This is a genomic window from Pedobacter segetis (genome assembly GCF_016623585.1).
Classification (GTDB): domain Bacteria; phylum Bacteroidota; class Bacteroidia; order Sphingobacteriales; family Sphingobacteriaceae; genus Pseudopedobacter; species Pseudopedobacter segetis.
The window spans coordinates 125,044-151,893 of record NZ_JAEHFY010000010.1 but is presented as its reverse complement, the minus strand read 5'-3'; the positions used below and the strand labels follow the sequence as shown (position 1 = coordinate 151,893).

Genomic DNA, 26,850 nt, shown 5'->3' with positions numbered 1-26,850 from the left:
GCCGGGCTTTACATTACAAGTCCGCTTTTTCCCAAAGCACCATCCAATGCTGCGGGCTTTCCATTACAATCCCGTTTATTTAACCCAGGTATTTTTACTTCAACAAAATTTCAAAAAAAATGATCAATCTAACCTTATCCCTCTTAAAAAATCCTCAATAAACATTTTCTTTTTCCCTTCTTGTTGAATTTCCTTAACGCTTATAAACCCGTTTTTAGTGGCAAATTTTAAATAAGTTTTTCCATCGCTCAAAAAAGCACCGGCAGAGATGCCAGGTTCGGTATTTTCTTTGGAGGCTTTGTAAATCTTTAACCCTTTATCCAAAAACTGGGTAAATGCGGTAGGATAGGGGCTTAAACCTCTAATTTTATTATAAACCACATCATTGACTAAATTCCAATCAATTTTGCAATCTTCTTTAAAAATTTTGGGAGCGTGTTTAAGGTCTTGATCGTTAAAACTTTCTTGAGGTTTCTCCCGATAATCGTTATTTTCTACAGCTTTAACGGTTTTTGTCAATAAATTGGCACCTAATCCCATTAATTCATCATGCAGCTCGCCCGCTGTCATATCATCGGCAATCACTAATTTTTCTGTAAATAGCACATTACCGGTATCGATCTGTTGCTTTAAGAAAAAAGTAGAAACGCCACTTTCTTTTTCCCCATTTATGATTGCCCAATTAATTGGAGCAGCACCACGGTATTGTGGCAATAAAGAAGCATGGAGGTTTATGGTTCCTTTCTGTGGCATATCCCAAACAATTTCTGGCAACATTCTAAAAGCTACAACCACCTGCAGATCGGCATTTAAACTTCTTAGTTCATCAATAAATTGAGGGTTTTTTAGTTTTTCTGGTTGCAAAACCTTTAAATTATTTTCCATTGCATATTTTTTCACGGCAGATTCATTTAACTTCTGGCCCCTTCCGGCAGGTTTATCTGGCGCAGTAACCACCCCAACTATATCGAAACCAGCATTTAAAAGAGCAGCTAAAGATGCAACGGCAAAATCGGGCGTACCCATAAAAACGATCCTCATAAGAATTTAAAAAAGATGAACTGCAAAGAAATAGAAAAATATCTTAATGAAAAAACTAAACAAGAAATCTTGTTTTATCAAAAAGAAAGTTTTGTATCATTAATATTACAATTAAATAATATTTAAAATATTGTATCGTTATAATTAAAAATTTTTAAACCCTTATCGCTATGTTATTCTCAAAAATCAATGTAAACAAGGTTGAGTGGCTCAATCTTATTTTCGAAAACCGAAACCAATCTTACGGTGCTTATGTGTTAAGAAAAGAATCTGGTAATTATTTAATGAAAGCTTTAATTGTTGCCATGGCGTTGCTGCTTGGTTTCTTTCTTTTGTCTGCATTTAAAGCCAAACCAAACGTTGTGAAAAGCAATCAACCGATTTCTGCCCTCATAACCCCAGAAATTATTACCGAGGTAGAATTGATTAAAGACCCCATTAAAAAACAAGAGCCAATACAAAAGGCAGAAACAAAACAAACCCAAAACATAGAGGACGTTAAAACTATCAATTACAGTGGAAACATAAAACCCGTGGATCAGCCAAAAATAGATCTTCAGTTACCAACGGAAACCGATTTAAAAAACAGTATTATAAGCACTGTTACCAAAGTTGGTAAAAATGCTGAGGAAGGTACAAATGGAGGTGCAGAAAACGGAAAAAACAATTATGGTACCACAGAAGAAAGTGGTAATAGCGAAACTTATGATGCTAATTTAGTTGAAAGGATGCCAGAATTCCCGGGCGGAATGGCTGCTTGGGCAAAGTTTTTGAATAAAAATTTGAATTATCCTTCAATGGCTAAAGATGCAAACGTAACGGGAAGGGTAACCGTGTCTTTTGTTGTCGAAAAAAACGGAGCAATTACCGATATTAAAATTTTAAGGGGAATTGGAGCAGGCTGCGATGAGGAAGCGATAAGGGTGATCAGAAAATCGCCATTGTGGAGCGCTGGCATACAAAACGGCAGGCCGGTTAGGGTAAGCTACGTAATGCCAATCGTATTTAGGTTGGATTAAAAGAAAATAATAGTAATTTTAAAAACCACTTACTTTGTTGTGAGTGGTTTTTTTTTTGTTGAAAAAAACCGAGTAAAATTATGAGCTATAGCTTCTTAAATATTGATGTAAATGATTGGGAGTTATTTATAAATCAATATTCAGAAGTGAATGTTTTTGGTACTGAGACTTTTCTAAAAACTACGACTTCGGTTTATAATTGCGATTTAGATATTAGGGTAGTGTTGTTTAACAATAAACCAATTTTAGCTGTCCCTTTATTTATTAAGGGAAATAAAGTTGTTAGTCCTAACCATTATTACTATCAATATATCTGGGAAAAGGAAACCTCTAAAGAATCTTGGAATCAGATTGAAGCATGGAGTTTTCTAATTAAAGAACTTCAAAAAAAATACAAAGAAATTAAACTAAGATTACCAACAAAACTGAAGGATGTAAGGCCTTTTATTTGGAATAACTTTGATATTAGGTTAAAATATACTTATGAAAAAGATTTACAAAAATTAACTTACAATAGAAACATTAAAAGGATTTTAAACCATCATAATAAAAAATATTCTTTTAATGAAAATTGCGATTGGGCACCTAATTGGGACTTTTATAATAATGATTTGGTAAAACTCGGAGTAAAAAAAAATGATTTGCGGTTATATGTCTCATACTTTAAGGGCTTAAAAGAAATCAATCAATTAGAAGTTTTTAATGTTTATGACGATGATGGTTTTATTACTTCGATACTTACAATTGTTGATTATAAATCTAAATTGGCCTATTTTGCTTTAATGGGTTTAGTAGAAGATAAACACTACCGAAAAGGATTGCCCACGTTATTGTATGATAATGCTCTAAATAGGCTTAAGCAAAAGGATATTTTAAAAGTTGATTTTTTAGGAGCAAATATGAAAAGCATCTCTAAATATAAAAGTAATTTTTTACCTAGTTTAGAGGGCTATTACGAGGTTTTTTATGCTGAGTTTAATGCAAAAAACAAAAAAAATTGGTCTAAAATTAATCACTTAATCCATAAAGTTTTAAGATTTAGATAAGGTAAAAGTTAAAAAGATCAAAAACATATTTGAAGTAATATGTTCAAATTTAAACATCGTTGATATTTAAAATAATAAAATGCTTATGATGAGTTGTCCTTTATGTAATTCAAGCAAAAATAAATTCAATTTTAATTTTGGTAAATACCAATTATTATCATGCGAAAATTGCGGACTTCATTATATAAATCCTTATGAGCAGAAAGATTATGACAGAAATCCCCTATCACTAGACAAGCAATATGAAGGCGAAATCCAATCGGTTAAATATTTCTTACCCCTTATTGCTAAACATATTATAAACAAGAATTCTGTTATAGATATTGGTTGTGGTTGCGGTGCTTTTTTAAAAGAATGTAAAAGATTAGGTGTCAAAAAAATCGTTGGTATAGAAAACGATTTTAATAGAGCAAAATATGCAAGAAAGATTACAAATGGTAGAATTCTAGAAACCGAGATCCAAAACTATACAGTTACAGAAAAGTTTGACGTTGCGGTGCTAATTAATGTAATTTCTCATATACCAGATTTAAAAGCATTTTTCTTAAGAATTGATCAGTTGTTAAAACCGAAAGGTTTGTTAATCATAAAAACAGGATTAATGAAAAAGGGTTTTAGAAAGATAAATGGTTTTGATTGGAACATACCGGAGCATATTCAATTTATAGGAGAACCAACTCCTGAATACATCTCACAAAAATTTAATTTTAATTTAAAAGAGAAGCTATTAATTTCTTTGGCTGAAGATTTACTATCTAAACAATATTTGCTCTCTCCAGGGAGGTATGGATTTATCAATCTTACAAAAAAAATTATATTTTATTTCCCTTTTGCCAGAGTTCTTATAAAAAAACTCTATAATCTCTATACAAAAAACAGATTATTTACTTCGATTTTGGTCTATGAGAAAAGATAATCTTATGATCTTAAGCTTGGTTTTAGATGATGGGTTTTATTGCCCATGTAATTTTTTACTGGTAATAAAAAAGTTAATATAATACAATGGTTGGTAAAAGGAATATCTAACAATAGATAGTTAGAAAAGTGAAAAACTAAAAAAAGAATAAATAAATACAGATCGTATTTTTTGCCAAAAAAGCCTAAAATAAAACTGATCTCTAATATACAAGCCCCTAAATATAAAAAATAACCTAAAATATAATTCTGAATGAAAAAGCTCATAATTTCAGTTTTAAAACTATTGGGATTAAAATACATAAAGTCTAAACACGTCATTAAAATACTATCCCTCATCTGATAGACATTAAAAACGCCACCATTGAAAATTTTTAATATTCCGGCCAAAAAATATAAGCCACAAAAAAAATATCTTCCGAAATTAAATGATATAGAAAATTTCATGTTGTCCTTGAAAATAAATGGTAAACAAGGAAACAGTATACCGATATCGAAATGTTGATATGCGACAATAGAATAGTAAGAAAATTGGTAAATCCAGATACAAAAACAGAATATCTTCGGATACAAAGTGCTTTCTTTTTTTATGATCGATAAAATACTTGAAAGAAATAATGTACAAGTAATCACTATTTTCAAAAAAATATGATTAAATATTAAATTTTTAATCCCAGTTAATAAAAACAACCAATAAGGTATATTTAAAACTGGATAATTATACGGAGGATAAGTGTGTTGATACAGCAATTCTCCGTTGAAAAATTTATAGCTTAAAAGTATAAGATAACCACAAAAAACAATTGTTTTAACTTGGTTCTTATCTATAGTTTCAGTCATCAAATTTTTGATTTAAAACCAAAGTGCTTTTATTTATATACGGGCGATTGTCTTTATCTAGAAGAAAATCTATAGAATAAATTTTAATGCTTTTTATCTTGTTATGGTACTGTGATTCTACAAAAGGTTTAAGCCATTTTGTAAATAGGGTTTCTGTATTGTTTGAGATAAAAATCTTTTGGTAAAAAAAGTCGGGGAGTTTATTCCCAGTCATTTGCTTTAATTTATAGTAATATTTGTCTTTACCCTTGTTGTTTTTTAGATAAATGAATCTTTTCACGTTTCCTCTTATAATATCTCCTTTGGCTTTTAGTAAATTGAAAGTGTTGAATTCTTTACCGTTGATGATAATCTTTGAGCTAGACATATAAGAATCTTTCGGAAAAACATATGAATACATAGAGAATATATAAAAAGGAGCAACTGATTGCCTAACTATAAAAGAGCAAACCAAAGTACCCACAATAAATATAATTGAAAAGGAATGAAAAACTTTCCATTTTTTTTTAGTGATTGATAAAAAAGAAATAAAATTCATATTAATTCTAAAATAAAACAGTTTTTACCATTAAGAATAACCGTAAATTTAGGTTCTTAGGTCATAAACAAAGATGTGTAAAAAATCCAAATACTTGACAAATGTATCATGAAATATAATCTATTTTTAAATTTGTTTCATACCTTGAAAACATCTGTTTGAGTTGATTTTTGTAGTAAATGACCGTAAATAAAATTTTTGAAAAAGTAGTTAGAAATGAAGGATTTTCTTTAGTGTTAGGAAATTCTCTGCTATCTGTATTTACTTTTTTAAGTTTGGTCATTTTATCGCATAATTTATCCCCAGGTATTTATGGCAAATTAAGAGAGATATTACTTTACGCTGGGTTAATAATCCAGTTTGGCAGTGCGGGATTTTCTCAAACCGTGTATTATTATCTCAACCTAGAATCTTTTTATTCTAAAAGAGAAACCTTAATTAAGCAGGTAAGGATTTTTCAGATTATCTTGTTAACCGTTTCCTTAATAATTTTTGCTACAATATTTATAGTCTTTTTTAAAAACCAGAATGGCTTAAATTTAACAGAGATACTTTCCATAGGTCTTTATGTGCTGTTTACAGGCTTTTCTGTAATTGATCTAAATATTGCGCTGGTGTATAAAAAATACTTACCATATATCAAGTATAACATAGTTATCCAAATTTTACGATGTACGCTCTTCTTGATTTTTACCTATTTGTCTATGGATTTAACAAATATATTATTGTTAAATGCTGTAATTCAGATATTTATAACTGCGGTAAATTGGATGATATTAGAGAGTAGTTTTATGGGCGTAAAAAGCTGGAGAATAGATGTTGTTTTACAAAGAAATTTAATGAACTATTCAACTCCCCTTTTTTTTAGCACCATATCAAGTTTTTTTATAGCAAACACTGGTAAGCTGATCTTGAGCTTAAATAACGCAAGTCCGATCAACTTTGCAGTTTTTACAAATGTTACATCTGATGTGCCGTTTGTAGGCAACGTTTATTTATCCTACTTCACTATAGCTTTGCCGGGGATGGTTCTTGCGTTTCAAAAAAAAAACTACCAAGAATTGATAAAGCTTAGGTTCGATTATATCTCAAAGGTAATCGATATCGTCTTGCCCCTATCTGTGGCAATTGTAGTTTGGCACAAAGAGCTAATTTCTATTTTTTTCGGAAACATTTACGCTAACTATTCTTATCTGTTTGCTATTTATTCTATGATAGGGTTATTACGTGTTTGTAGCCATCATGATGTTTTACTATCCTCTAACAAAACAAAATACATCTTCTATTTTCAATTTGTAGAACTGATTTTACACGTAATTTTATCTATGATATTGTACCATTACTTGGGCATCCTAGGCTTGGTTATAGCTACAGTTATCACCAATTACACCTATATATTTTTGGTTAACGTTTACAGTGCAAGGGTGTTAAAAACTAATGTTTTTGCTATGTTCCCATATTTTATAATTTTTAAAAACACGCTAATACTTTGCATATCTGCGATATTTTTGAGTTGCATTTTCGATAAAATAATGCCCAAATCATCATTCTACGTTTCGATTACGGTTTGGGCGGTTTTTATTCTCTTGATAAAGAAAAAATCTATCAGAAGCTATCTAACTAATGATGGTTAGTATATCAGGTTTAGATTTAAGCAGTTGTAATTTATGTGAATTATTTGGGAGGGTCTTGTTTAAAAATAGCTCCCAGCTCTCGGGGCTCCAAAAGTGTATATGGCCTTCAAAAAAATCTATCCTACCGTTTGGTACAGTAATGATTATTTTTCCTCCGTGGTTTAATGCTTGTGTAAGATTAGTGATGATCAGTTCAGGAAATTTCAGGTGTTCTAAAACAGAGCTACAGAAGATCAAATCGAATTTGCAGTCCAATGCTTCATAAAGGTCTTTTTGTTTAAAAACGATATTGTTAAATTTTTCTTTTGCGTACCTTATGCCAACCTCAGAATAATCAATTCCCATAACTTCGGCATCTTTGAAATTTTCTTTTATTAAAGTTGTTAAAAATCCGCAACCGCACCCCGCATCTAAAACCTTCAATGGATTTTTGTCAATGTTTTTTTTTGCAAGGGCTATGATTTCTCCAAACGCCGCTATTCTACTTTTATTGAGATATTTTTTTAAGTTTGTTTTAGAAATATAAAATTTATCCGTATTTGTTGATGAGTTATAATCAAAAGCATTTTTATCATCAAAAAAAACCGGTTTTTTATAAATAATGTAACCTCTTTTCTCAATAAATTTCCTCAATAAATTTTTTATCATCGCTTTAATTATGGTTAATGAAGTTGCTACAGAAGAATTTTCTAGAATAACAAAATCTAGCAAAGAGGTTTTTTACGATCCGTTATTTTTACTTGCCACGGCTAAAGCTAACAAATCAAACTTAAAGTACTTTGTTTTTTATAAAAAAAGCACTCCGCTAATCGCATTGGCATTATTTATTAAAGGTAACGATATAGTGCTCCCATCTTCATTCCTGTTTTATTCTGGCGTTTGGGTAAGTGACAATTTAGAAAGCAAACAAAGTAGGGACGCCTTGGTAGAGTGCTTGTTGTTTTTAAAACAGACTTACAATAAGGTTGAACTTTGTTTGCCATTAAGTTTAACAGACATTAGACCTTTTATGTGGTTAGATTTTGATATCAGGATTAGGCATACCTTTATCAAGAAAACAGGATCTAAAAATTTTGCTGAAGATGTTTTAAATAATTACAAAAGATCTTTGGATTTGGGCCTAAGTTTTTTAGACCATTCTTCAGAAGAACTAGATTGGCCTTTATTTAAAGAACAATTAAAAAGCTTTAACCTCCCGATTTTTAAGATCAATAGAATGAAAGATTGGCTTGTAAACCTTCATTCTTTAGGGATGATCTTTCAATTTGCTGTTATTAAGGAAGGCAAGAAGCTGGGATCGGCCATATTGTTAAATGATGGTGCTAATAAAAAAGCATATTTCCTACTTAGAAAAATCCCGGAATCTGATATCAGAAAATTTGTTAATTGTTTTTTATACGTAGAGGTACTAAACTTTTTAGATCACTTACATTATTTGAATTTAGATTATATGGGTGCCAACATAAGGTCTATAGCAGAGTTTAAATCAAGGTTTAAGCCCCAGCTTCAAGTTAATTATATTGTATTTCACAAAAAACAACTAATCAGCATTAAGAATCTAAAAAGAAAACTAAAATATTACACAATTAAGCTTTTAAACTACTTTAATAGGTAAATTTTGCCAATGTTGTTTTTGAAAAAAGGCGTGTTAGATGTCTTCCTTGTTTTAAATTCGCCTTTTTCGTTATCTTCTACGCTCACTTTGTAAAAATAAATTCCGTTTGCTAGTCTATCCCCAAATTGGTCTGTTCCGTCCCAGTTAAAATCGGTTACATTGTTACCGATCCTTAAATTGCCTAATTCATTTTTATTGATTTCCCTAACAACTTTGCCGCTAGATGTCAAAATTTGGATTTTTATTTTATCTGGGATTTTGCTTCCCGTTAAGGTAAAAACAAACCTCATTTCATTTACCACAGGATTTGGGTAGGGATAGAAATTACTTATGGAAGATTCATTTACTACTGTAAACTCGGTTAAATAATCTGGTAGGTTACCTCCATTGCCGCTATTATCTTTAGATTTAACTTTTAGGGTGTAAACATCATCTGGCAATAAATCGGGCTTAAAATTGATTACGCTTTTGTTTAATTCTTTTGTTGCCGATGGTATAAAGTTTAACTGTTTTGAGGAGTAGTTTATCCTTTTAAAGTCATCTTGTTTAGATCCTCTTAGGTAAACATCCACATTGGTGGTATCATTCATTAGAAGAAACTTGTTCTCGTCTATACTGGTAATTGATATTAGAGGGCTAGGGCTAACAATTTCTCCGTTGATGATGTTCTTTCCATCAAATAATACATTAACTATTGGCTCTTTGTTATCCCTTTTTACCGTAAAGGCTTTTGTGACGTAATTATTAAATTGAAATGCGTCTTCTTGGTTTTCATACTTAGCACTAAGTTTTATTATATTATCCCCGCTTAGGTTTTTAGTGTCTTCGATCAAACTAAAAGATGAATTTTCAAATGGTTTCAAACTATCTATCTTATCTATTAATTTTTCTGGCAAGGTTTTATTGTTAACAATCAGTTGGTAATAGACGTTAATTTGATCGGTTTGATATTTTGATAGATTGCTAAGCCCAAAACTTAATCTTAATGAATCACCTTCTTGTAATTCATTACTGTAAAATTCATTTTTAAATTCTGGATTAAAAGAGATCTCTGATACCGGTTGGTAAGATACCTTGATGTATTTTAGCTGTGGTATGCTTCTTAAATCGTTGTTCTCAAAGTTGGTTTTTAATTTTAAAAATGGGTAAGCATTTGCATCAATTGAGGATAAATCTTGGGTATTTGCATCAAAATTATTATAAATGGTCTTTTCTGTATTGTTTTTATCAACGCCAATGATAGTGTAAGTTGTCTTGTCTGATGTTCTGTTAAAAAAATTGCTATTAAAGCTTATCCATTTCTTTGCAGGCCCAATTTTATTGCTTTTAATAAACCCTTTAGAGCTTTTGTAGATCAAATCTACAGATTTCTTTATAATTTGTTCTTTAGGATTGATAGTCGAATTATAATCTGCTGTTTCTTCAATTGCAGTTCCGGGCAAACTCCCCTTTACCCCCCAAAACATATAAGGTTCGCCACGTTTAACATTTTCAAATTTAGAGAGCCCCAAATTCTTCAATTCATTCTTAATGCTTGTTGGCAATTCGTCAAAAGCAGCGTTGTAACCATTATAACCAATTACCCTCGATCCATTTGGTACCTGTCTTAAATAGCTTAAAAGAGAATCTAATTCTGTTGTATTGTTTGTGTCCCAATAATATTGCCCTGTATAGCCTATTATCGGGCCAGAATCATTACTACAATTATAAGGGCTTGGATAGCTAAACCGTTTGCCAGTAACTACTGGGTCATAAGTAACAATACTCAATCCGCTGAATTCTGGAGTACAATAACCTAGACCCAGCCCCCCATATCTAAACCTTCTTTCTTCTAAATTTGAGGCGTTGTCTCCTCTTGTTTGGATAGTGGTAGAAAACACATCTGGTAAAAATTGAAGATAATTTAAGCCGGTTTCTATCCCATTTAATTCAAAATCTTTTAATTCATTGTATGATGATACCATATATCCATCAGTTTCATCTTTGATATAAGTAAATGAACTTTGGCTCCATTGCCCACCCTTATCTAAAGGGAGGTTTAGCCTTGCTCTCCAATAGTAAACCTTATTGTTTTCCCAGTTCACATTGGGAGCCCAAGTTGGAAATAAATCGGCAACAATTATCGGGGAAGATACTTTAAAGCTAGATGTAAATGTGGGAATTGTATCAATTTCAAATAAATAAGATGCGTTTTTTGTAAATAGATCGTCTGGCTCTGCTTTTAATGAAATTTGATTGCTGCCAACGATTGAATTCTTTAAAGGAAATATCAAATTTAAACCATTACTTGGTAAAAAAACCTCAATAGAGGCATCATTATTGGTTAAAGTTTTTTCAGCTACCTTATTATTAGGATTTATCTTTATAGAAATTTTGTTATTGCCTGCTATCCCCTTAATATCATTGTTTAAGATTATCTTTAATGTATCTGAATTAAAAACTGGGGCAACATTATAAATCGGGTATTTAACAGAAGACCCATCAGGAAGGTTTCTGGTAATTTCGATTTCTAAACTATCTGATACACTTTTGCCCAAGTTTTTTACTATTAAACTTAGCTGCAAGTTTTTATTGTTGGCATTTTGATCAGGTATTGTAGGGAATATATCTGTAGTGCTTATACTGTAATCGGGTTTATCCAACGAATAAAATTTTAAGTATGGATCGCCCAAAAGTATATATTGCCTTAAATGTGCTAAATTTAATTTATCGTTACTGTTTTGGAAAAGGTTTAGCCCATACTTAATTCCTTTTGCTAAGGATAATCCGTAATTAGAAACAAACCAATTATTATAAAACTTTAAAGATGCACCATTCAAATAAGAGGCCACTCCTTCGCTCGTTGTGCCTATCCATGCCACTGCCCCAAAATCTTTCTGTAATAAAAATTTTTCCCCCAAAGATCTAACCTCGGTAAAGGCATTGCCAGTGCTGCAACCATTAACAAGGTAAATGGTTGGTTTATCCTGGTTGCCAAGGGTTGATGGTTCGCCCATTATTATTTCAGTGGTAATTGTACTTCCATGGCCAAGATATGAAATCAACCCTGTGCCTAATTTGGTTTCCTTAACTATAAGGTCTGTAAAATTTTCTGTTACTGGGCTGTTAACATTTTTTTTGATATAAACTGGTTTCGCACCAAAAAACTCTCCGGTTGCCAATTGCGCCAATGAATTTTGATAGCCCTGAAAGCTTAAATTTTCAGATAAAGTTCTTCCGCCAGATATAAACTGCATTTTTTTTCTCCATAAAGAATCCGGAAGGTTGTTATAAACCTTTAACTTTTCTAAATAATTTAGAACATCTAGGTTTTCTGTTGCTGGTATCCTTCCGGTTGCCAAACCAGGTTCTAAATTGCTACCATTTAAACCCGAGGTTAACATATTATCACTAGCGGGAAAGCCCATTGTTGGCACCAAGTCGTTATTGATAGAAAGTTTCGGGTACTCTTGGCCTTTGCCCAATAACAATAGATATTCTGGTTTAACATTCCCTTTGTCAACCATATATCTACAATAATTTCTTAAGGCCAAAGGATGATGAAAACCGTAATAAAATTCATTGTAAAGATCATCGGTATAAACAACAGAAGTTGGCATTCCTATGGATTGATTATAGCTTTGATAAGCTTCGGCCCCATCTTTCAACAGATTATTGCTTATGATCAGATAAGTCTTAGATGTGTTGGTATTGATGTTTTTAAAAGTTACATCGCTCAAAGCCACACCTTTGGCTAATGATTGATCCGTTAGTAAATAATCTGTACCTAGCGTTGCATCTTTAAGCACAAATTGGCCAGGACCAGAACTGGTAAAAAGATTTATACCATTCTTTTCTATAATAAGCGGGGTTGTCAGGTTTATATTTGAAAAGCTCAACAACATTAAAGGCTTTGGTGTATCAACCTTAAAACTTAAGCTTTTTAGGCCATTCAAGTTTAGGTCCCTACCGTAATTGACCTCCAAATATCCGGGTGCTTGAAAATCTGTCACAGCTCCCAAATCATCTATCGAAGAAAAAGAGATATTGGTTACACTAGAATTGATGTTTATTGGTGTGGTTTTCCTGATAGTTCCGTAGCTGCGGTACAAAGAATCAAACAATGAAGAATTGTTGAATGAAACCCTAAAGTGATGATTATTGCCGGTGCTATTTGTTGATGCGGCATTAGACCTGCCCGCTACATAAAAAGAAATTTTTGATTGATACCCCGAATTAATATAATTGGAAGTGTTTAATTGATAATTGACCGTTTGACCTTTTGAAAGAGTAGCACCCAAATAACCCTCGCCTTCTATATATTCAGATAAACTCATCGCATCTAATATATAGGCACCAGGATAGTAATTTGAGTTGAAGTTTAGCCTACTATTTGCAATAACAGAATTTTCTGGTGTTAAACCATTGGTGCTTAAATTATAGATTTGGTAACGCAATCCATTTTTTGATGGATTATATGTTAAGAAATAATAATTTTCATCCGTAAATAAACTTACATCATCATTAGGTAAATCTGCTTGGTTTGTATATAAAACTTTATCTAATGAAGCGTTATTCTTAGTCCCATAAAAATATATTTCATCACCTTGGTTAAAAACACCATCTTGTGCTCCGGTGATATTTAGGGGTATTTCTAGCCCTTTGTTAAATAATTGAAATTTATTGGGGTCTAAAACGCCGTTTTGAAGCGCCTTAGAAACCACATCATCATAAGTTATTTTATATAAACCTTCTTCGGTTATGGTTATTTTAGAATATTTTAGTGAGAAATCTATCCACTCGTTTCCATACTTTTGCGCATAAGAGCAAAAAGAAACCATTATTAGGGAAAGAAAAACAGAAAAACGTTTAAGCATGGTTTAGATTAACATTAAAATTAAATCCTTTTCGCTAACTGATTTGAATTTTTAACTTTGAAAATTATTCAAATATACTTAACATAAATTGGAAAATACACAATTAACCACCCAAGATACCGCAAAAGAATTAGGTTTAAGACCAGAAGAATTCGATAGGATAAAAGAAATTTTAGGGCGAACACCAAACTTTACAGAACTTTCTATCTTTTCTGTGATGTGGAGCGAGCATTGTTCTTACAAAAACTCTATCAACTGGCTAAAAAAATTACCTAAAGACGGGCCAAGGATGTTGGCCAAGGCCGGGGAAGAAAATGCCGGAATGGTAGATTTAGGCGATGGCATAGCTTGTGTTTTTAAGATAGAATCCCACAACCATCCATCGGCATTAGAACCTTACCAAGGTGCTGCAACAGGTGTTGGGGGTATAAACCGTGATATTTTTACCATGGGAGCAAGGCCAATTGCGCAGCTAAATTCCCTACGTTTTGGCGATATCAACCATCCAAAAACACAGTGGTTGATCAAAGGTGTGGTTAAAGGGATTGGAGATTATGGCAACGCTTTCGGTATCCCAACCGTGGGTGGCGAAGTTTTCTTTGATGAGTGCTACCATGTTAATCCGTTGGTAAATGCAATGTCGGCAGGGATCGTAAAAGTAGGGGAAACCGCTTCTGCAACTTCTTATGGAGTTGGCAACCCGGTTTATATTGTAGGTTCTGCAACTGGCAAGGATGGGATAAATGGTGCCTCTTTCGCATCTAAAGACATATCAGAAGATTCTGTTAATGATTTACCGGCGGTACAGGTTGGCGACCCTTTCCAAGAAAAATTATTATTAGAAGCTTCTTTAGAGGTAATTCAAACAGGTGCCGTTATCGGGATGCAAGATATGGGAGCGGCAGGTATTATTTGTTCTAACTCAGAAATGAGTGCCAAAGGCGAACATGGGATGCGTATCGATTTGGATAAAGTGCCAACCCGCCAGCAAAATATGTTGCCTTTCGAGATTTTATTGTCAGAATCTCAAGAGCGAATGCTTATTGTTGTTGAAAAAGGAAAAGAAGCCTTGGTTGAAGCCGTTTTTGATAAATGGGACCTAAATTGTGCCATCATTGGCGAAGTTACCGATACCAAACGTTTAGAATATTATATGAACGGCGAATTGGTTGCCGATGTGCCGGCAGATGATTTAGTTTTGGGTGGCGGTGCACCTGTTTATACCCGTGAATATAAAGAACCTGCGTATTACCAAGAATATCAGAAATTTAATATAGATGATGTTGAAGAGCCAAAAGATTTAAGGGAAGTGGCAAAGCACTTAACATCACATCCAAATATCGCATCAAAAAGATGGGTTACCAGCCAGTATGATTCTATGGTGGGAACGGCCACAATGACTACCAATAAACCAAGTGATGCTGCCGTTGTTTCTATAAAAAATACAGATAAAGCTATTGTTTTAACCGTTGATTGTAATTCTCGTTACGTAAACGCCGATCCAGAGAAAGGTTGTGCCATTGCCGTAGCCGAAGCCGCCAGAAACATCACTTGTGCCGGTGGCGAGCCAGTAGCCATCACCAATTGCTTAAATTTCGGAAACCCATATATTCCAGAAGTTTATTGGCAGTTTGTTGGCGCCATTAAAGGGATGAGTGCTGCTTGTACCAAATTTGAAACACCGGTTACAGGTGGTAACGTTTCTTTTTACAATCAATCTTCAGATGAGGGCCCGGTTTTTCCAACGCCAACCATAGGGATGCTAGGTGTGATGGATGATGTTAAAAACATGATGACCTTAGATTTTAAAAAGGAAGGTGATTTAATTTATTTGATTGGCGAAAGTCAGAATGATATTGCTTCATCGCAATACCTAGCTTCTTATCATAAAATCTCTAAATCTCCTGCTCCATATTTCGATTTGGAAAAGGAATACGAGATGCACCAAGTGATCAAGCAATTGATTTTAAATAAATTGGTAAAATCTGTTCATGATGTTGCTGATGGTGGTTTGTACATCACTTTATTAGAATCTGCCATGCCAAATGGTTTAGGTTTTGAGATTGAGACAGATAGCGATTTAAGAAAAGATGCTTTCCTTTTTGGCGAGGCTCAAGGTAGGGTTGTGGTTTCGGTGTCTCCAGAAGATCAAGAAGCCTTTGTAGAGTTTTTGGCAACCGTAGATACAGATTTTAGTTTATTGGGAACTGTAAATAATGGCGATATAATTATTGATGAAGAAGCTTTTATTGGTGTTAAAGAAGCTACCCATACTTTTGATAATGTTTTACATAACATTTTAGGAGAGTAATATTCCTAATCAACCATACAACAAAAAAGCCTTCAATTTTTAGAATCGAAGGCTTTTTTACCATCCCGAATTTATTTCGGTATCTCCTATTATAGGTTTCCATGCAGCACCTAAGCTTATGATGTGTTACTGAAACAAGTTGGTTATAGGCAGAAGTAATAAATATATCTCCTACAAAACTAAAACCCCTTTAGCTTCATATTTGATCTCTTTTTTTGGTTTGGTAACTTTGGCGATTTCTTCTTTAGATTTCCCGGCATCTTCCAAATAATGTTTTTGCTCTGCTACAGAGGTAAGCACTTGTTTAGAAACGCCATCTAAAGCTACTTTTTTACCCACAATATCTTTTGGCATAAAGAATTTATAATCTTTAAAAGTTACCATGGTTGTTGTGCCATCGCCATTATCAAGTTTCATCCAGCAACCTTTTTTGGTACAAACATCTGTAACTGTGCCATAGATCTTTGCAGCAAGAATATCATTGTTCCCCATTTTTGCACTTAATCCGTTTACAGGGATTAAATTTTTGGCATCAATTTTTTCTCCATAAGTTACGCCTTTTGCCGCACTCACTGGCTCTTGTGCGAAAGCGGTAAATGCCATTAGGCAAACCACCGCAAATGTTTGAAAGAATTTTATCATAATTTTAGTTTGATAGTTTTTAGTTTGTTATCCTTCGACCCTGCCCAGGATGACAGTAAAATTAATGTTTTTAGAAAAAGATATTGAATTTTTTTGCGTTAGGGATAGAAGTGATATCCTTTTTTGTTTTTCTCAAAAAAGATAAAACGTATAGCCCGCCCGAACGCCCAAATAAAAATTTCTGAAACCTATATATTCTACAACTTAGCAAGGTCTTTAATCTTTGCTCTTTAATCTTGCCACTCAAAAAAGGTTTTAACTCTTAATTCTTGCCTCTTTTTTCTTGATTCTTAAAAATTATTTCTTCCAAAAAAACTAAACCAGTTCTCCGTATAACTCCAATCTTTGTTGTTTTATTGCATCGCTGCTGATGTACTCATCGTAATCCATCAGCTTATCCAAAACACCTTTGGGCGTTACTTCTATTACACGGTTAGCAACGGTTTCTGTTAGTTCATGATCGCGTGAGGTAAATAATATTACCCCTTTAAAGTCTTTCATTCCGTTGTTTAGCGCTGTGATAGATTCTAGATCTAAATGGTTTGTCGGCTCATCAAACAGTAAAAGGTTTGGTGCTTCCAACATCATTTTAGAGAACATACAGCGCATTTTTTCTCCTCCAGAAAGTACGCTAGATTTTTTGAAAACCTCTTCGCCAGAGAATAACATCCTGCCTAAAAAACTCCTGATAAAGGTTTCGTCTTTTTCTTCTTTAGAAAATTCCCTTAGCCAATCTACCAAATTATCATCTTTACCGTCAAAATATTCGTGATTATCAATAGGTAAACTCGATGGGACTACGGTTACGCCCCATTTGAATTCGCCGGTAAAATCTGTATCCCTTCCCGCTAAAATATCATGCAAAGCTGTAGTAGCCAATGAGTTTTGGGATAACAGGGCTACCTTATCGCCTTTTGCGATGGTAAAACTGATGTTTTTAAACAAGGTTTCGCCATTGGCAACCTTTGTTAGGTTTTCTACCTGTAAAACTTGGTCGCCAATTTCCCTAGCCATTTGGTTAAACATAATTGCGGGGTACTTTCTGCTAGATGCCTTGATCTCATCTACATTTATTTTATCCAAAGCCTTTTTACGGGATGTTGCCTGCTTAGATTTGGAGGCGTTGGCAGAAAAACGACGGATAAACTCTTGTAATTCCTTGATCTTGTCTTCCGCTTTCTTGTTCTGGTCTGATCGTTGTTTTAATGCCAATTGAGAAGACTCGTACCAGAAACTGTAATTACCGGTATAAATGTTCATTTTGCTAAAATCTATATCAACAATATGCGTACAAACGGTATCCAAAAAGTGCCTATCGTGAGAAACAACGAGAACAATATTCTGATAATCTGCCAAGAAATTCTCTAGCCATCCGATGGTTTCAATATCAAGGTCGTTGGTTGGCTCATCCAAGATCAAAATATCCGGATTACCGAAAAGTGCCTGTGCCAATAATGCCCTCACTTTTTCGTTACCATCTAATTCTTTGATGAGTTTATAATGTTTATCTTCTGTAATCCCAAGATTGCTTAGTAGCGTTGCTGCATCGTTTTCGGCGTTCCAGCCGTTCATTTCTGCAAAAGTGTTTTCTAACTCGCCTGCTCTAATACCATCAGCTTCAGAAAAATCTTCTTTTAGGTAGATGGCATCCTTTTCTTTCATGATGCTGTACAGCTCTTTCCATCCCATCATAACGGTCTCTAAAACTGTATTGTCGTCAAATTCATAATGATTTTGGTTTAACACAGCCATACGTTCGCCGGGCGTAAAACTAACCGAACCACTGGTTGGGTCAACCTCGCCAGCCAATATTTTCATAAACGTAGATTTCCCTGCGCCATTTGCCCCGATAACGCCGTAGCAATTCCCTTGTGTAAATTTGAGGTTAACGTCCTCAAAAAGTGTACGTTTTCCAAAACGTAATGATAAATTTGAAACTGTAATCATAATTGATGCAAAGGTAGGGTTTATCGTTCAAAATAAATATGGATAGATTGTAAACAGATGAATAAAAAAGATTTAGAAATTGAGCTTAAAAATAATCATTCGGTAGATGATATTATGAATTTGGGTTTTGAAACCTGTGATGGTCAAATTTCTTATCAAGATTTGTTGGGGCTATGCTTCCATAAAGATAAACAAATCGCTTTTAGGGCCGCATGGGTTTTAGAATATGCAGAAGGGTTTTCTCCAGAAGATTTTCTTCCGTATGCCAAAGACTTTATCAGGGTTTACCCCGATGTTAATAACGATAGCGTTCAAAGACATTTTACAAAAATCATAATGCGTTTGTCTTCTAACGAGTATATAGATTTTTATGGGCTTAAGCCCGATGATTTTGAAAATGTTTTAGCCATCACTTTTGAGTGGTTGTTAAACCCAAAAACTCCGGTTGCTGTACAAGCGAATGCTATGGAAATTTTGTTTCAGCTTTCGCCTAATTTTGATTGGGTTAAGGAAGAACTTGTAGCAATATTGGAGCAGAAGCTTTTGAGTGGTTCTGCGGCTTTGGTCTCTAGGAGCAAAAAGATTTTGAAAATGATGAAATAAATTGGCGTAACATTATGCTTATTTTGCACCGTATTTTTTAAAAATGGCATTGATTACAAACAATTTTCCTTATTTAATATTTCTTTGATTGATGGGCTATAAAAGTTTAAGAAATTGCGTTAATGATCTTGAAAAGCATGGTCATTTAATTAGGATTAGGGAAGAGGTTGATCCATATTTACAAGCAGCTGCCATCCATTTAAAGGTTTATGAAAAGCAAGGCCCTGCCCTTTATTTTGAAAACATTAAAGGGAGTAAATTCCCTGCTGTCTCTAATCTTTTTGGGACTATAGAACGCAGTAAATTTATGTTTAGGGATAGCCTCGACAAAATAAAAACTTTAGTTGATTTAAAAAACGACCCGATAAAAGCGGTTAAAAATCCCTTAAAATATGCTTCGGTTTCTTTAACCGCACTTTCTGCCTTGCCAATGAAAGTTGGTAAGAGTGGGGCAGCAATTAATTTTGCCAAATGTAAAATTTCTGATATTCCACAGATCGTAAATTGGCCAATGGATGGCGGTCCGTTTGTGACAATGCCCCAAGTTTATACAGAAGATATAGATAAAAAAGGGATCATGAACGCCAATTTAGGGATGTACCGCATCCAGTTGGCCGGAAACGATTATATCATGAACCAAGAAATTGGGCTCCATTATCAACTTCACAGAGGGATTGGTGTTCATCAAACCAAAGCAAACGCAAAAAACCAGCCGCTTAAAGTGAGTATTTTTGTGGGTGGCCCACCTTCGCATCCTTTGGCTGCGGTAATGCCCTTGCCAGAAGGCTTATCAGAAATGACTTTTGCCGGTGCCTTGGGAAACAGACGTTTTAGATATTTTTATGACGATGAAGGTTTTTGCCTTTCGGCAGATGCCGATTTTGTGATTACAGGAACGGTAGAGCCAATGGCCAACAAACCCGAAGGCCCTTTTGGGGATCATTTGGGTTATTACAGCTTAAAACATCCTTTTCCATTGCTGAAAGTGCATAACGTTTACCATAAAAAAGACCCCATTTGGAGTTTTACGGTTGTTGGCAGGCCACCGCAAGAAGATACCAGTTTTGGTGAATTGATCCACGAGATTACGGGTGCAGCCATCCCTAAGGAAATACCGGGTTTACATGCCGTAAATGCGGTAGATGCGGCAGGTGTACACCCACTATTATTTGCGATCGGTAGCGAAAGATATACGCCTTATTTAAAAGGTAGAAAGCCTCAAGAAATCATCACCATTGCCAACCATATCTTCGGTAAAAACCAACTGAGCTTGGCCAAGTATCTATTCATTTGTGCCAAGGAAGACAACCCAGATCTAAACATTTATGATATTTATGGATTTATGCAGCATATTTTGCAACGTGTAGATTTAACCCGTGATCTTCATTTTTATACCAAAACCACTATTGATACTTTAGATTATAGCGGTTCTGATTTGAATGCGGGTTCTAAAGTTGCCATTACCGTGGCCGGAGATAAGAAAAGGGAATTATTAGATGCCTTTCCTAAAAATATTCTACTGCCAGAAAGCGTAAAAAATCATAGAATGGTAATGCCAGGGGTTTTAGCATTAGAATTACCAAAATATCAGGAAGAATTACAAACAGACCAAGAAATAAAAACTTTAAATGAGGCCTTAAAAGCCGAGGATTTGCAAGGTTTGCCCTTGATCATTTTATGTGATGATGCGGCATTTACGGCTGCAAGCATGAATAATTTTGTTTGGGTAACTTTTACAAGAAGCAACCCTTCTCATGATGTTTTTGGGATCAATAGTTTTATAGAGCATAAACATTGGGGTTGCAATGGCCCACTGATTATCGATGCTAGGGTAAAACCGCATCATGCCCCGCCATTAATTATGGATGCCAAAATAGAAGAAAAAGTAAATGCGATGTTTGAAAAAGGTGGGAGTTTATTTGGGGTTTAACCGATTGTTTTTTTTTAAATTCCCCGAATCAGGATTTAAAGGATTTAAAGATTAGCAAGATTTCAATTGTTAGAATTTTACCGATCTAGCTTTGTGAACTTTGGGTTCTTTGCGGTTTAAAATATTCTGGATCAGGATTTAAAGGATTTTAAGATTAGCAAGATTTCAATTGTTAGAATTTTACCGATCTAGCTTTGTGAACTTTGGGTTCTTTGCGGTTTAAAATAGTCTGAATCAGGATTTAAAGATTAGCAAGATTTCAATTGCGAGAATTTTACCGATCTAGCTTTGTGAACTTTGGGTTCTTTGCGGTTAAAAATTCTTAAACATTGATGAATGAAGGTACATGAAGCTAAAAAAACCATCAATCTCTGTTATCTCTGTGAAAAACCTTTGTATTCTCTGTGGTTAAAATAAACAACCAAAGAAAAATTAAATCTTAAAACCTATCTTTGCGCCCGAAAAAAGGTTTGATCTGTGTTCAAATCCTCAAATCGTTTAATATTCAAATAGAGATATAATATGGCTTTACAATGTGGAATAGTAGGATTACCAAATGTAGGAAAATCTACGCTCTTCAATTGTTTATCAAATGCAAAGGCACAGGCTGCCAATTTCCCTTTTTGTACCATAGAACCCAATATTGGTGTAATTACCGTTCCGGATAATCGTTTAACAAAACTTGCCGAATTGGTAAAACCTTTAAAAGTGGTGCCAAATAATATCGAGATCGTAGATATAGCCGGCTTGGTAAAAGGTGCTTCTAAAGGGGAAGGTTTGGGAAATCAATTTTTGGGCAATATTAGGGCTACAAATGCTATTATCCATGTTTTAAGATGTTTTGAGGATGATAACGTGATCCATGTTGATGGGTCTGTTGATCCAATTAGGGATAAAGAAATAATTGATACAGAACTGCAGCTTAAAGATTTGGATACCGTTTCTAAACGTATCCAAAAGGTAGAAAAAATGGCCAAGACTGGTGGCGATAAAGATGCTAAAAGAACTTTTGAGGTTTTATCTTTAGTTAAAGATCATTTAGAAAAAGGGAAATCTGCCAGAACTGCGCCGATTTCTGAAGATGACCTAGAGTTTATAGAAGACTTGAGTTTGCTAACCGTTAAGCCTGTTCTTTATGTTTGCAACGTGGATGAGAAATCTGTTAACACCGGTAATAAATATGTAGATTTAGTAAAAGAAGCGGTAAAGGATGAAAATGCCGAAGTTTTGATCATTTCTGCTAAAATAGAATCTGAAATTGCCGAATTAGAAGATTACGAGGAAAGAACCATGTTTTTAGATGATCTAGGTTTAAAAGAATCTGGTGTGGCAAAATTGATAAGGGCGGCTTATAGGCTATTAGATCTATATACTTATTTTACGGCAGGCGTACAAGAAGTGAGGGCATGGACAATCACAAAAGGTTTTACTGCGCCACAGGCTGCCGGGGTTATCCATTCTGATTTTGAAAAGGGATTTATTAGGGCCGAGGTAATTAAATACAATGATTTTGTAAATTACGGCTCTGAAAATGCCTGTAAAGAGGTAGGGAAATTAGGAGTAGAAGGTAAAACTTATGTGGTAGAAGATGGCGACATTATGCACTTTAGGTTTAACGTTTAGTTTTTAAATATTGCATCCGTAGTTTAATGGATAGAATGTAAGATTCCGGTTCTTACGGTACAGGTTCGATTCCTGTCGGGTGCACTTTTTTGATATTTGTCATTCCGTCCGCCAGTTGGCGGACAGCATGACAGATAATTCTATTTTAACCTACAATATAGCGGTCATTTCCATTTCGATCAGCATATCTGGATCTATAAGTTTTCGCACTTCTACCATTGTGGTAACGGGTTTTATATCTTTAAAGAATAAACCATGCGCTTTTGCGGCCTGCTCCCAAAGGCTAATATCCGTAATAAACATTCTGGTGCGCACTACGTTTTCTAAAGAGGCATCCGCACCGATTAAAACTTGTTTAAGTTTCTCTAAAATTGCTTTTGTTTGGTCAAATAAGGTGGTCAGGTTGTTTCCATCGCTATCTTTTGTGGCGGTTGTACCGGCGATCTCTATGGTATTGCCAACTTTAACTGCTCTGCAATAACCTATTATCTCTTCCCATTCGCTTCCGGTTGTATAGTTTTTTCTTTGGTTCATTTTGTATTTTGATTTAAGGCGGCAAATTAAGATTTTAAAAAAGATTTCAAAAAATATATGCCACGTTTATAAGGCGTTAACGATAGAAACGGATACCGGCCTGGGGATAATGCCCGTGGCGTATGAGTGGATAGCGTGTTAAAACGCCCTGGTTATTTTACAGCAAAAACGCTTTTAAACTTTCTTTTAAATAATCGCCGGTGCTTAAAACCTTTTCTTTTAAGCCTTTTAAAGTGATCAATTTACCTTTTATTGGTGGTGCCAAATCTTTTTCTGGCACAGGCATATCGTTTACCTTTGTGGCGAACCAGGTAATGTGTTCATAGGGCAAAGCTACGCCCAAAATCATTCCGGGTAAACCCGTAAACGATTCTGGGCCGCCAGAAACCGGTATCTGATCGGTATAAAACGCAACTACATAAACAGAATCCATGATGATCGCGTTTGCTCTTCTGCAATTGTAACCGGCAATGTTCCTAAGCTCGGAGGTGATCTTCCAATCAATTTTCCGCAGAGTATCTTTTACCAAAAAATCTTCTTCGAACACTTTCTTTTTGGTTGTGAATCTTTCTGTTTTAAAATTGGTGCTTACCTCGTTGATTTGAACAACCCCATTTGCATAATAACCACCTTTGGCGTTGTTGTTATCTTCTTGATTAGGGACGAACAACGATTTTTCTGTATTGAAATATAGTTTGGATTTAAACTTATTGAACTGTGGTTGGTTGCTGATATACTTCTCGTAGAACTCTTTTTGCCATAGGTTGTCATCTCCGTTTTTTGGTTTTAAGATGGCAAACATATTTGCCGATTTTTCAAACTCGATCACGCCACTATTGGTAAAGTGCGCAAACTGTGCCCGGGAAGAACAGATGTTGATGAACAGCCCTACGATGAATAAATATAAAGTGTTTTTCATGTGCTTATTTTTTAGTGCCGAATTTTGAAAAATCCCACGATAGAGTGGTTAAGAAATACCTTTGGATATTATTAAATGTAGTTTGTGAGATGTAATTTCCGCTCGCATTTCTCTCAAAGCCAATATTTTGGTTTAAAAGGTCGTTACCAGAGATTTCAAGTTTTAGATTGTCGTTTTTAAAGAAAGTTTTATAGATAGAGGAATTAACAATCAACTTATCGAAGTTATTATTGAAAGCAACGGTTTTTTCTTGAAATTGGTAATTGTAACTTAATGCAATGGTCACTTTTTTAGGTAGTTGATAAGAAATCTCTCCACTAGAGTTAATATTGAGGCCATTGGCGTTTTGCAAAGGTTGTAATGATGATTTATTGATATTATATCCTGGTTCAACCGAGACATAGAAACCGAATTTATCTTCATATCTATTGATACTAAACCTTGGTGATAAAAAATAACTGTGATTGTTATTCAATTTATTATTGATGATGTTGTAATAGGTATTTCCGTTCGATGAAAAGCCTATATCCCAATAGGTTTTTGATTTTCCTAATTTACCACCAATTGCTCCACCAAAATAAAAATTATTTGTGCTTTTGCCGTTCTTTAGATTGGTATAGCTAGAAACGCTTGCTCCTTTATCATTGGTGGTTACGTTATTAACGATATCGTTATTTGTAAAACTATAAGAACCGTAGAGATAGATGTTCTTGCTTGTTAATACTTTGTAAGAATTATAATTAATATTAAAACGATGTGTAAAAGCAATATCTAAATCTTTGTTCCCTAATGTAATATAAAGCGGATTGCTATTATTTAAAACGGGTTGTAATTGGTTAATATTGGGCTGTTTGGTGTTTCCATTATAGGTAAACCTAAAAGCTTTTTGCTTGCTAAAACTGTATTGATAATTTAAGGAAGGGACAAAATTTATGAAATTACGCTTAAACTCATCATTGATAGCTAAATTATTTTGTTTGAGATTAGAGAAAGCCACTTTAGAGCCAATTGTTAAATTGGTTTTTTCTTTTTTGAAGCCAAAAGATAAACCACCTTGGTGCGTGGTTACATCATATTTTAAATTGTTAGAGAAAACAGAATCTAGGTTTACGTAATCTCCGGCACCATTTGCATTAAAAGAATTTAATTTTGAACGTACATTATTGAGCGCAAAATCATAATTGGTAGATACTGATAGGTACTTTGTGAGTTTTTCTGTAAAAGTTAAACTGGTTTTATAAGATTCACCTACTTGGTTGTTCAGTTTTTGCTGATTGATGATATCCAAGCTATCTAACTGGTTGTTAGCATCGTAAAAATTATTGGTCGATTTTAAGATCCCGTTAGATTTATTCTTAAAATAAGATTGGTTAAATCTAAAAGTTAAGGTGCGACCAATTTTTTTAAATTTTTTGCCGTAAAATAAAGAGGTGTTTAAATTATTGTTAGAATTTTGATTGTCAAAAGTTCTGCTACCATCGTTTATTTTTTGATTATTTACATCATTGAAACCAGAAGTTATGGTTTTCTCAAAATCGTTGTTCTTTTTATAGGTATCACCAAGAGTAAGCTTGATGTTTGAGGAGGTATCTATCTTAAATTCATAATTCAAGTTTATTTTTTGCTGGTTTAACAGGTTATCAAAGTTTTGGTTGTTAGCGTTTGTTAAAGTCTTATTAGGCAAGTTGTTTTGGTTTAGATCGTTTTTGAAACCTAAGTTATTTAGTCTTCCATATCTATAATCAACATTTATGCTATGTTTATCTTCTTTCCACTTGTTTTCAAAATGCACACCGCTGTTAATGATTTTAGGAACACCTTCCCCATAAAAATTCTGGTTTGAAAAAGCATCGCCACCACCAAAATAGTAGCTTACGCTACCATCGTCAGAGATATCAATATTCATACTTCCCACACCCGCCTTTTGGGCAGTTCTAAAATCCAAACCTGTTCTGGTAGTATTCCCAATGGTATTGTAAATAGAAAACTTCTTTTTGTTGTTAAAAAAATTGAGCAAACCTTGTGAGGTATAATAACCATCGTTACCAATGCCCCCATCAATTTTACCAAACAAGCCTTTCTTTTTGTCTTCTTTTAACTTTAGGTTGATGGTGTTATTTTTCACACCATCATCAATCCCGGTAAATTTGGCGTTCTCGCTTTTATCATCATAAAGCTGAACTTTATCTACCATATCAGAACGGATATTTTTGGTAACAAGCGTGGGATCATCCCCAAAAAATTCTTCACCATCTACCAATACTTTTGTTACTGTTTGCCCTTGGGCCGTAATTTTCCCGTCTTTATCTACCTGTATGCCAGGTAATTGTTTTAATAAATCTTCTACTTTTGCGTTTGGTTGTACCTTAAAAGTCTTGGCATCATACTCTGTTGTATCTCCCTTAACCCTCACTTGTACAGCTTCTCCTTTAAAAATAACTTCTTGCAATAACCTTGATTTTAAAAGCAGGTTTATGTTTCCAAAGTTTTTGCTTTGGTTTTCTGCTAAAGAAAAATTTTCAATATAATCTGCATAATCGGGATAGGTAATTAACAATAGATAATCCCCAGGTTTTAGGTTTTCGATGTTAAATTTCCCATCTGTATTTGCCCTTGTAAATCTTACCAGGATAGAATCTTTAGCTTGTAAAACATTAATAGAAGCGTTTGTAAGCATAATATTATCTGTGCTATCTCGCACAACTCCCAATATTTTAGCGCTTTGGGCCTTTGCCAAATAAAATGAAGAAAAAACAATGAGCAGGCTAAGTAGATGTTTGTTCATGTGGTTTAGATGATTAACTAAATATTTAGGTAAAGGTGTTGAAATAATATTA

Annotated in this window: 19 protein-coding genes and 1 tRNA gene; 10 read left to right on the top strand and 10 right to left on the bottom strand. The window is 34.0% G+C overall.

Features of this window, described 5'->3' with window-relative positions:
• Positions 1-123 precede the first annotated feature (123 nt).
• Positions 124-1,041: a methionyl-tRNA formyltransferase gene (fmt, locus tag I5M32_RS08785; protein WP_200585852.1), complete on the bottom strand. Its 918-nt coding sequence runs from the start codon at positions 1,039-1,041 to the stop codon at positions 124-126.
• A 170-nt stretch (positions 1,042-1,211) separates the two neighbouring features.
• Here fmt and I5M32_RS08780 point away from each other — a divergent pair, with 170 nt between their 5' ends.
• The 3 genes from I5M32_RS08780 to I5M32_RS08770 all read left to right on the top strand — a co-directional run bounded on the left by I5M32_RS08780 (position 1,212) and on the right by I5M32_RS08770 (position 4,022).
• Positions 1,212-2,060, top strand: a complete 849-nt coding sequence (locus I5M32_RS08780) for an energy transducer TonB (RefSeq protein ID WP_200585851.1) — start codon at positions 1,212-1,214, stop codon at positions 2,058-2,060.
• Positions 2,061-2,140: 80 nt separating this feature from the next.
• Positions 2,141-3,106 carry a hypothetical protein gene (locus I5M32_RS08775; RefSeq protein ID WP_200585850.1) on the top strand — a complete coding sequence of 322 codons (966 nt, stop codon included), beginning with the start codon at positions 2,141-2,143 and terminating at the stop codon, positions 3,104-3,106.
• Positions 3,107-3,191: 85 nt separating this feature from the next.
• A complete protein-coding gene (locus tag I5M32_RS08770; RefSeq protein WP_200585849.1) occupies positions 3,192-4,022 on the top strand; it encodes a class I SAM-dependent methyltransferase in 831 nt (276 codons plus the stop codon).
• A 2-nt stretch (positions 4,023-4,024) separates the two neighbouring features.
• On the opposite strand, the gene I5M32_RS08765 is transcribed toward I5M32_RS08770, so the two are convergent.
• Together I5M32_RS08765 and I5M32_RS08760 are read right to left on the bottom strand one after the other, a co-directional pair.
• Positions 4,025-4,861 carry a hypothetical protein gene (locus I5M32_RS08765; RefSeq protein ID WP_200585848.1) on the bottom strand — a complete coding sequence of 279 codons (837 nt, stop codon included), beginning with the start codon at positions 4,859-4,861 and terminating at the stop codon, positions 4,025-4,027.
• On the bottom strand, positions 4,854-5,261 hold the full coding sequence (locus I5M32_RS08760) for a hypothetical protein (protein ID WP_200585847.1): 408 nt from the start codon (positions 5,259-5,261) through the stop codon (positions 4,854-4,856). Before I5M32_RS08760 ends, I5M32_RS08765 begins: the two co-directional genes overlap by 8 nt.
• A gap of 317 nt (positions 5,262-5,578) precedes the next feature.
• Between I5M32_RS08760 and I5M32_RS08755 the strand changes: the two genes are divergently transcribed.
• Positions 5,579-7,033, top strand: coding sequence for an MATE family efflux transporter (locus I5M32_RS08755; RefSeq protein WP_200585846.1), 1,455 nt, complete (start codon positions 5,579-5,581; stop codon positions 7,031-7,033).
• Here the strand turns inward: I5M32_RS08755 and I5M32_RS08750 are convergent.
• On the bottom strand, positions 7,016-7,681 hold the full coding sequence (locus I5M32_RS08750) for a class I SAM-dependent methyltransferase (RefSeq protein WP_200585845.1): 666 nt from the start codon (positions 7,679-7,681) through the stop codon (positions 7,016-7,018). The genes I5M32_RS08755 and I5M32_RS08750 overlap by 18 nt on opposite strands.
• A gap of 10 nt (positions 7,682-7,691) precedes the next feature.
• On the opposite strand from I5M32_RS08750, the gene I5M32_RS08745 reads away from it, so the two are divergent.
• Positions 7,692-8,648 (top strand): hypothetical protein, encoded by a 957-nt coding sequence (locus I5M32_RS08745; RefSeq protein WP_200585844.1) that lies wholly within the window; start codon positions 7,692-7,694, stop codon positions 8,646-8,648.
• Here I5M32_RS08745 and porU2 read toward each other — a convergent pair.
• The gene (porU2, locus tag I5M32_RS08740) at positions 8,633-13,504 is read right to left on the bottom strand and encodes a putative type IX secretion system sortase PorU2 (protein WP_200585843.1); all 4,872 of its coding nucleotides are present in this window, start codon (positions 13,502-13,504) and stop codon (positions 8,633-8,635) included. The two genes, I5M32_RS08745 and porU2, sit on opposite strands and share 16 nt — an antisense overlap.
• A gap of 88 nt (positions 13,505-13,592) precedes the next feature.
• Between porU2 and purL the strand changes: the two genes are divergently transcribed.
• Positions 13,593-15,815 (top strand): phosphoribosylformylglycinamidine synthase subunit PurL, encoded by a 2,223-nt coding sequence (gene purL / locus I5M32_RS08735; RefSeq protein ID WP_200585842.1) that lies wholly within the window; start codon positions 13,593-13,595, stop codon positions 15,813-15,815.
• 171 nt (positions 15,816-15,986) lie between these two features.
• Here the strand turns inward: purL and I5M32_RS08730 are convergent, their stop codons facing one another.
• Together I5M32_RS08730 and I5M32_RS08725 are read right to left on the bottom strand one after the other, a co-directional pair.
• On the bottom strand, positions 15,987-16,457 hold the full coding sequence (locus tag I5M32_RS08730; RefSeq protein WP_200585841.1) for a DUF4920 domain-containing protein: 471 nt from the start codon (positions 16,455-16,457) through the stop codon (positions 15,987-15,989).
• A 315-nt stretch (positions 16,458-16,772) separates the two neighbouring features.
• Complete coding sequence (locus tag I5M32_RS08725; protein WP_200585840.1) at positions 16,773-18,404, bottom strand: ABC-F family ATP-binding cassette domain-containing protein; 1,632 nt, start codon at positions 18,402-18,404, stop codon at positions 16,773-16,775.
• A 57-nt stretch (positions 18,405-18,461) separates the two neighbouring features.
• Between I5M32_RS08725 and I5M32_RS08720 the strand changes: the two genes are divergently transcribed.
• The 4 genes from I5M32_RS08720 to I5M32_RS08705 all read left to right on the top strand — a co-directional run bounded on the left by I5M32_RS08720 (position 18,462) and on the right by I5M32_RS08705 (position 22,644).
• Positions 18,462-19,007 (top strand): hypothetical protein, encoded by a 546-nt coding sequence (locus I5M32_RS08720; RefSeq protein ID WP_200585839.1) that lies wholly within the window; start codon positions 18,462-18,464, stop codon positions 19,005-19,007.
• 91 nt (positions 19,008-19,098) lie between these two features.
• Entirely contained in the window at positions 19,099-20,937 is a 1,839-nt protein-coding gene (locus I5M32_RS08715; protein ID WP_200585838.1) for a UbiD family decarboxylase, read from the top strand.
• Between the two features lie 522 nt (positions 20,938-21,459).
• Positions 21,460-22,560 carry a redox-regulated ATPase YchF gene (ychF, locus tag I5M32_RS08710; protein ID WP_200585837.1) on the top strand — a complete coding sequence of 367 codons (1,101 nt, stop codon included), beginning with the start codon at positions 21,460-21,462 and terminating at the stop codon, positions 22,558-22,560.
• Between the two features lie 12 nt (positions 22,561-22,572).
• Positions 22,573-22,644 (top strand) — tRNA-Arg (locus tag I5M32_RS08705).
• Between the two features lie 66 nt (positions 22,645-22,710).
• On the opposite strand, the gene I5M32_RS08700 is transcribed toward I5M32_RS08705, so the two are convergent.
• The 3 genes from I5M32_RS08700 to I5M32_RS08690 all read right to left on the bottom strand — a co-directional run bounded on the left by I5M32_RS08700 (position 22,711) and on the right by I5M32_RS08690 (position 26,798).
• Positions 22,711-23,094 carry a RidA family protein gene (locus I5M32_RS08700; RefSeq protein ID WP_200585836.1) on the bottom strand — a complete coding sequence of 128 codons (384 nt, stop codon included), beginning with the start codon at positions 23,092-23,094 and terminating at the stop codon, positions 22,711-22,713.
• A 157-nt stretch (positions 23,095-23,251) separates the two neighbouring features.
• Positions 23,252-24,013, bottom strand: a complete 762-nt coding sequence (locus tag I5M32_RS08695) for a GLPGLI family protein (protein ID WP_200585835.1) — start codon at positions 24,011-24,013, stop codon at positions 23,252-23,254.
• A 4-nt stretch (positions 24,014-24,017) separates the two neighbouring features.
• Complete coding sequence (locus I5M32_RS08690) at positions 24,018-26,798, bottom strand: TonB-dependent receptor (protein ID WP_200585834.1); 2,781 nt, start codon at positions 26,796-26,798, stop codon at positions 24,018-24,020.
• Positions 26,799-26,850 lie beyond the last annotated feature (52 nt).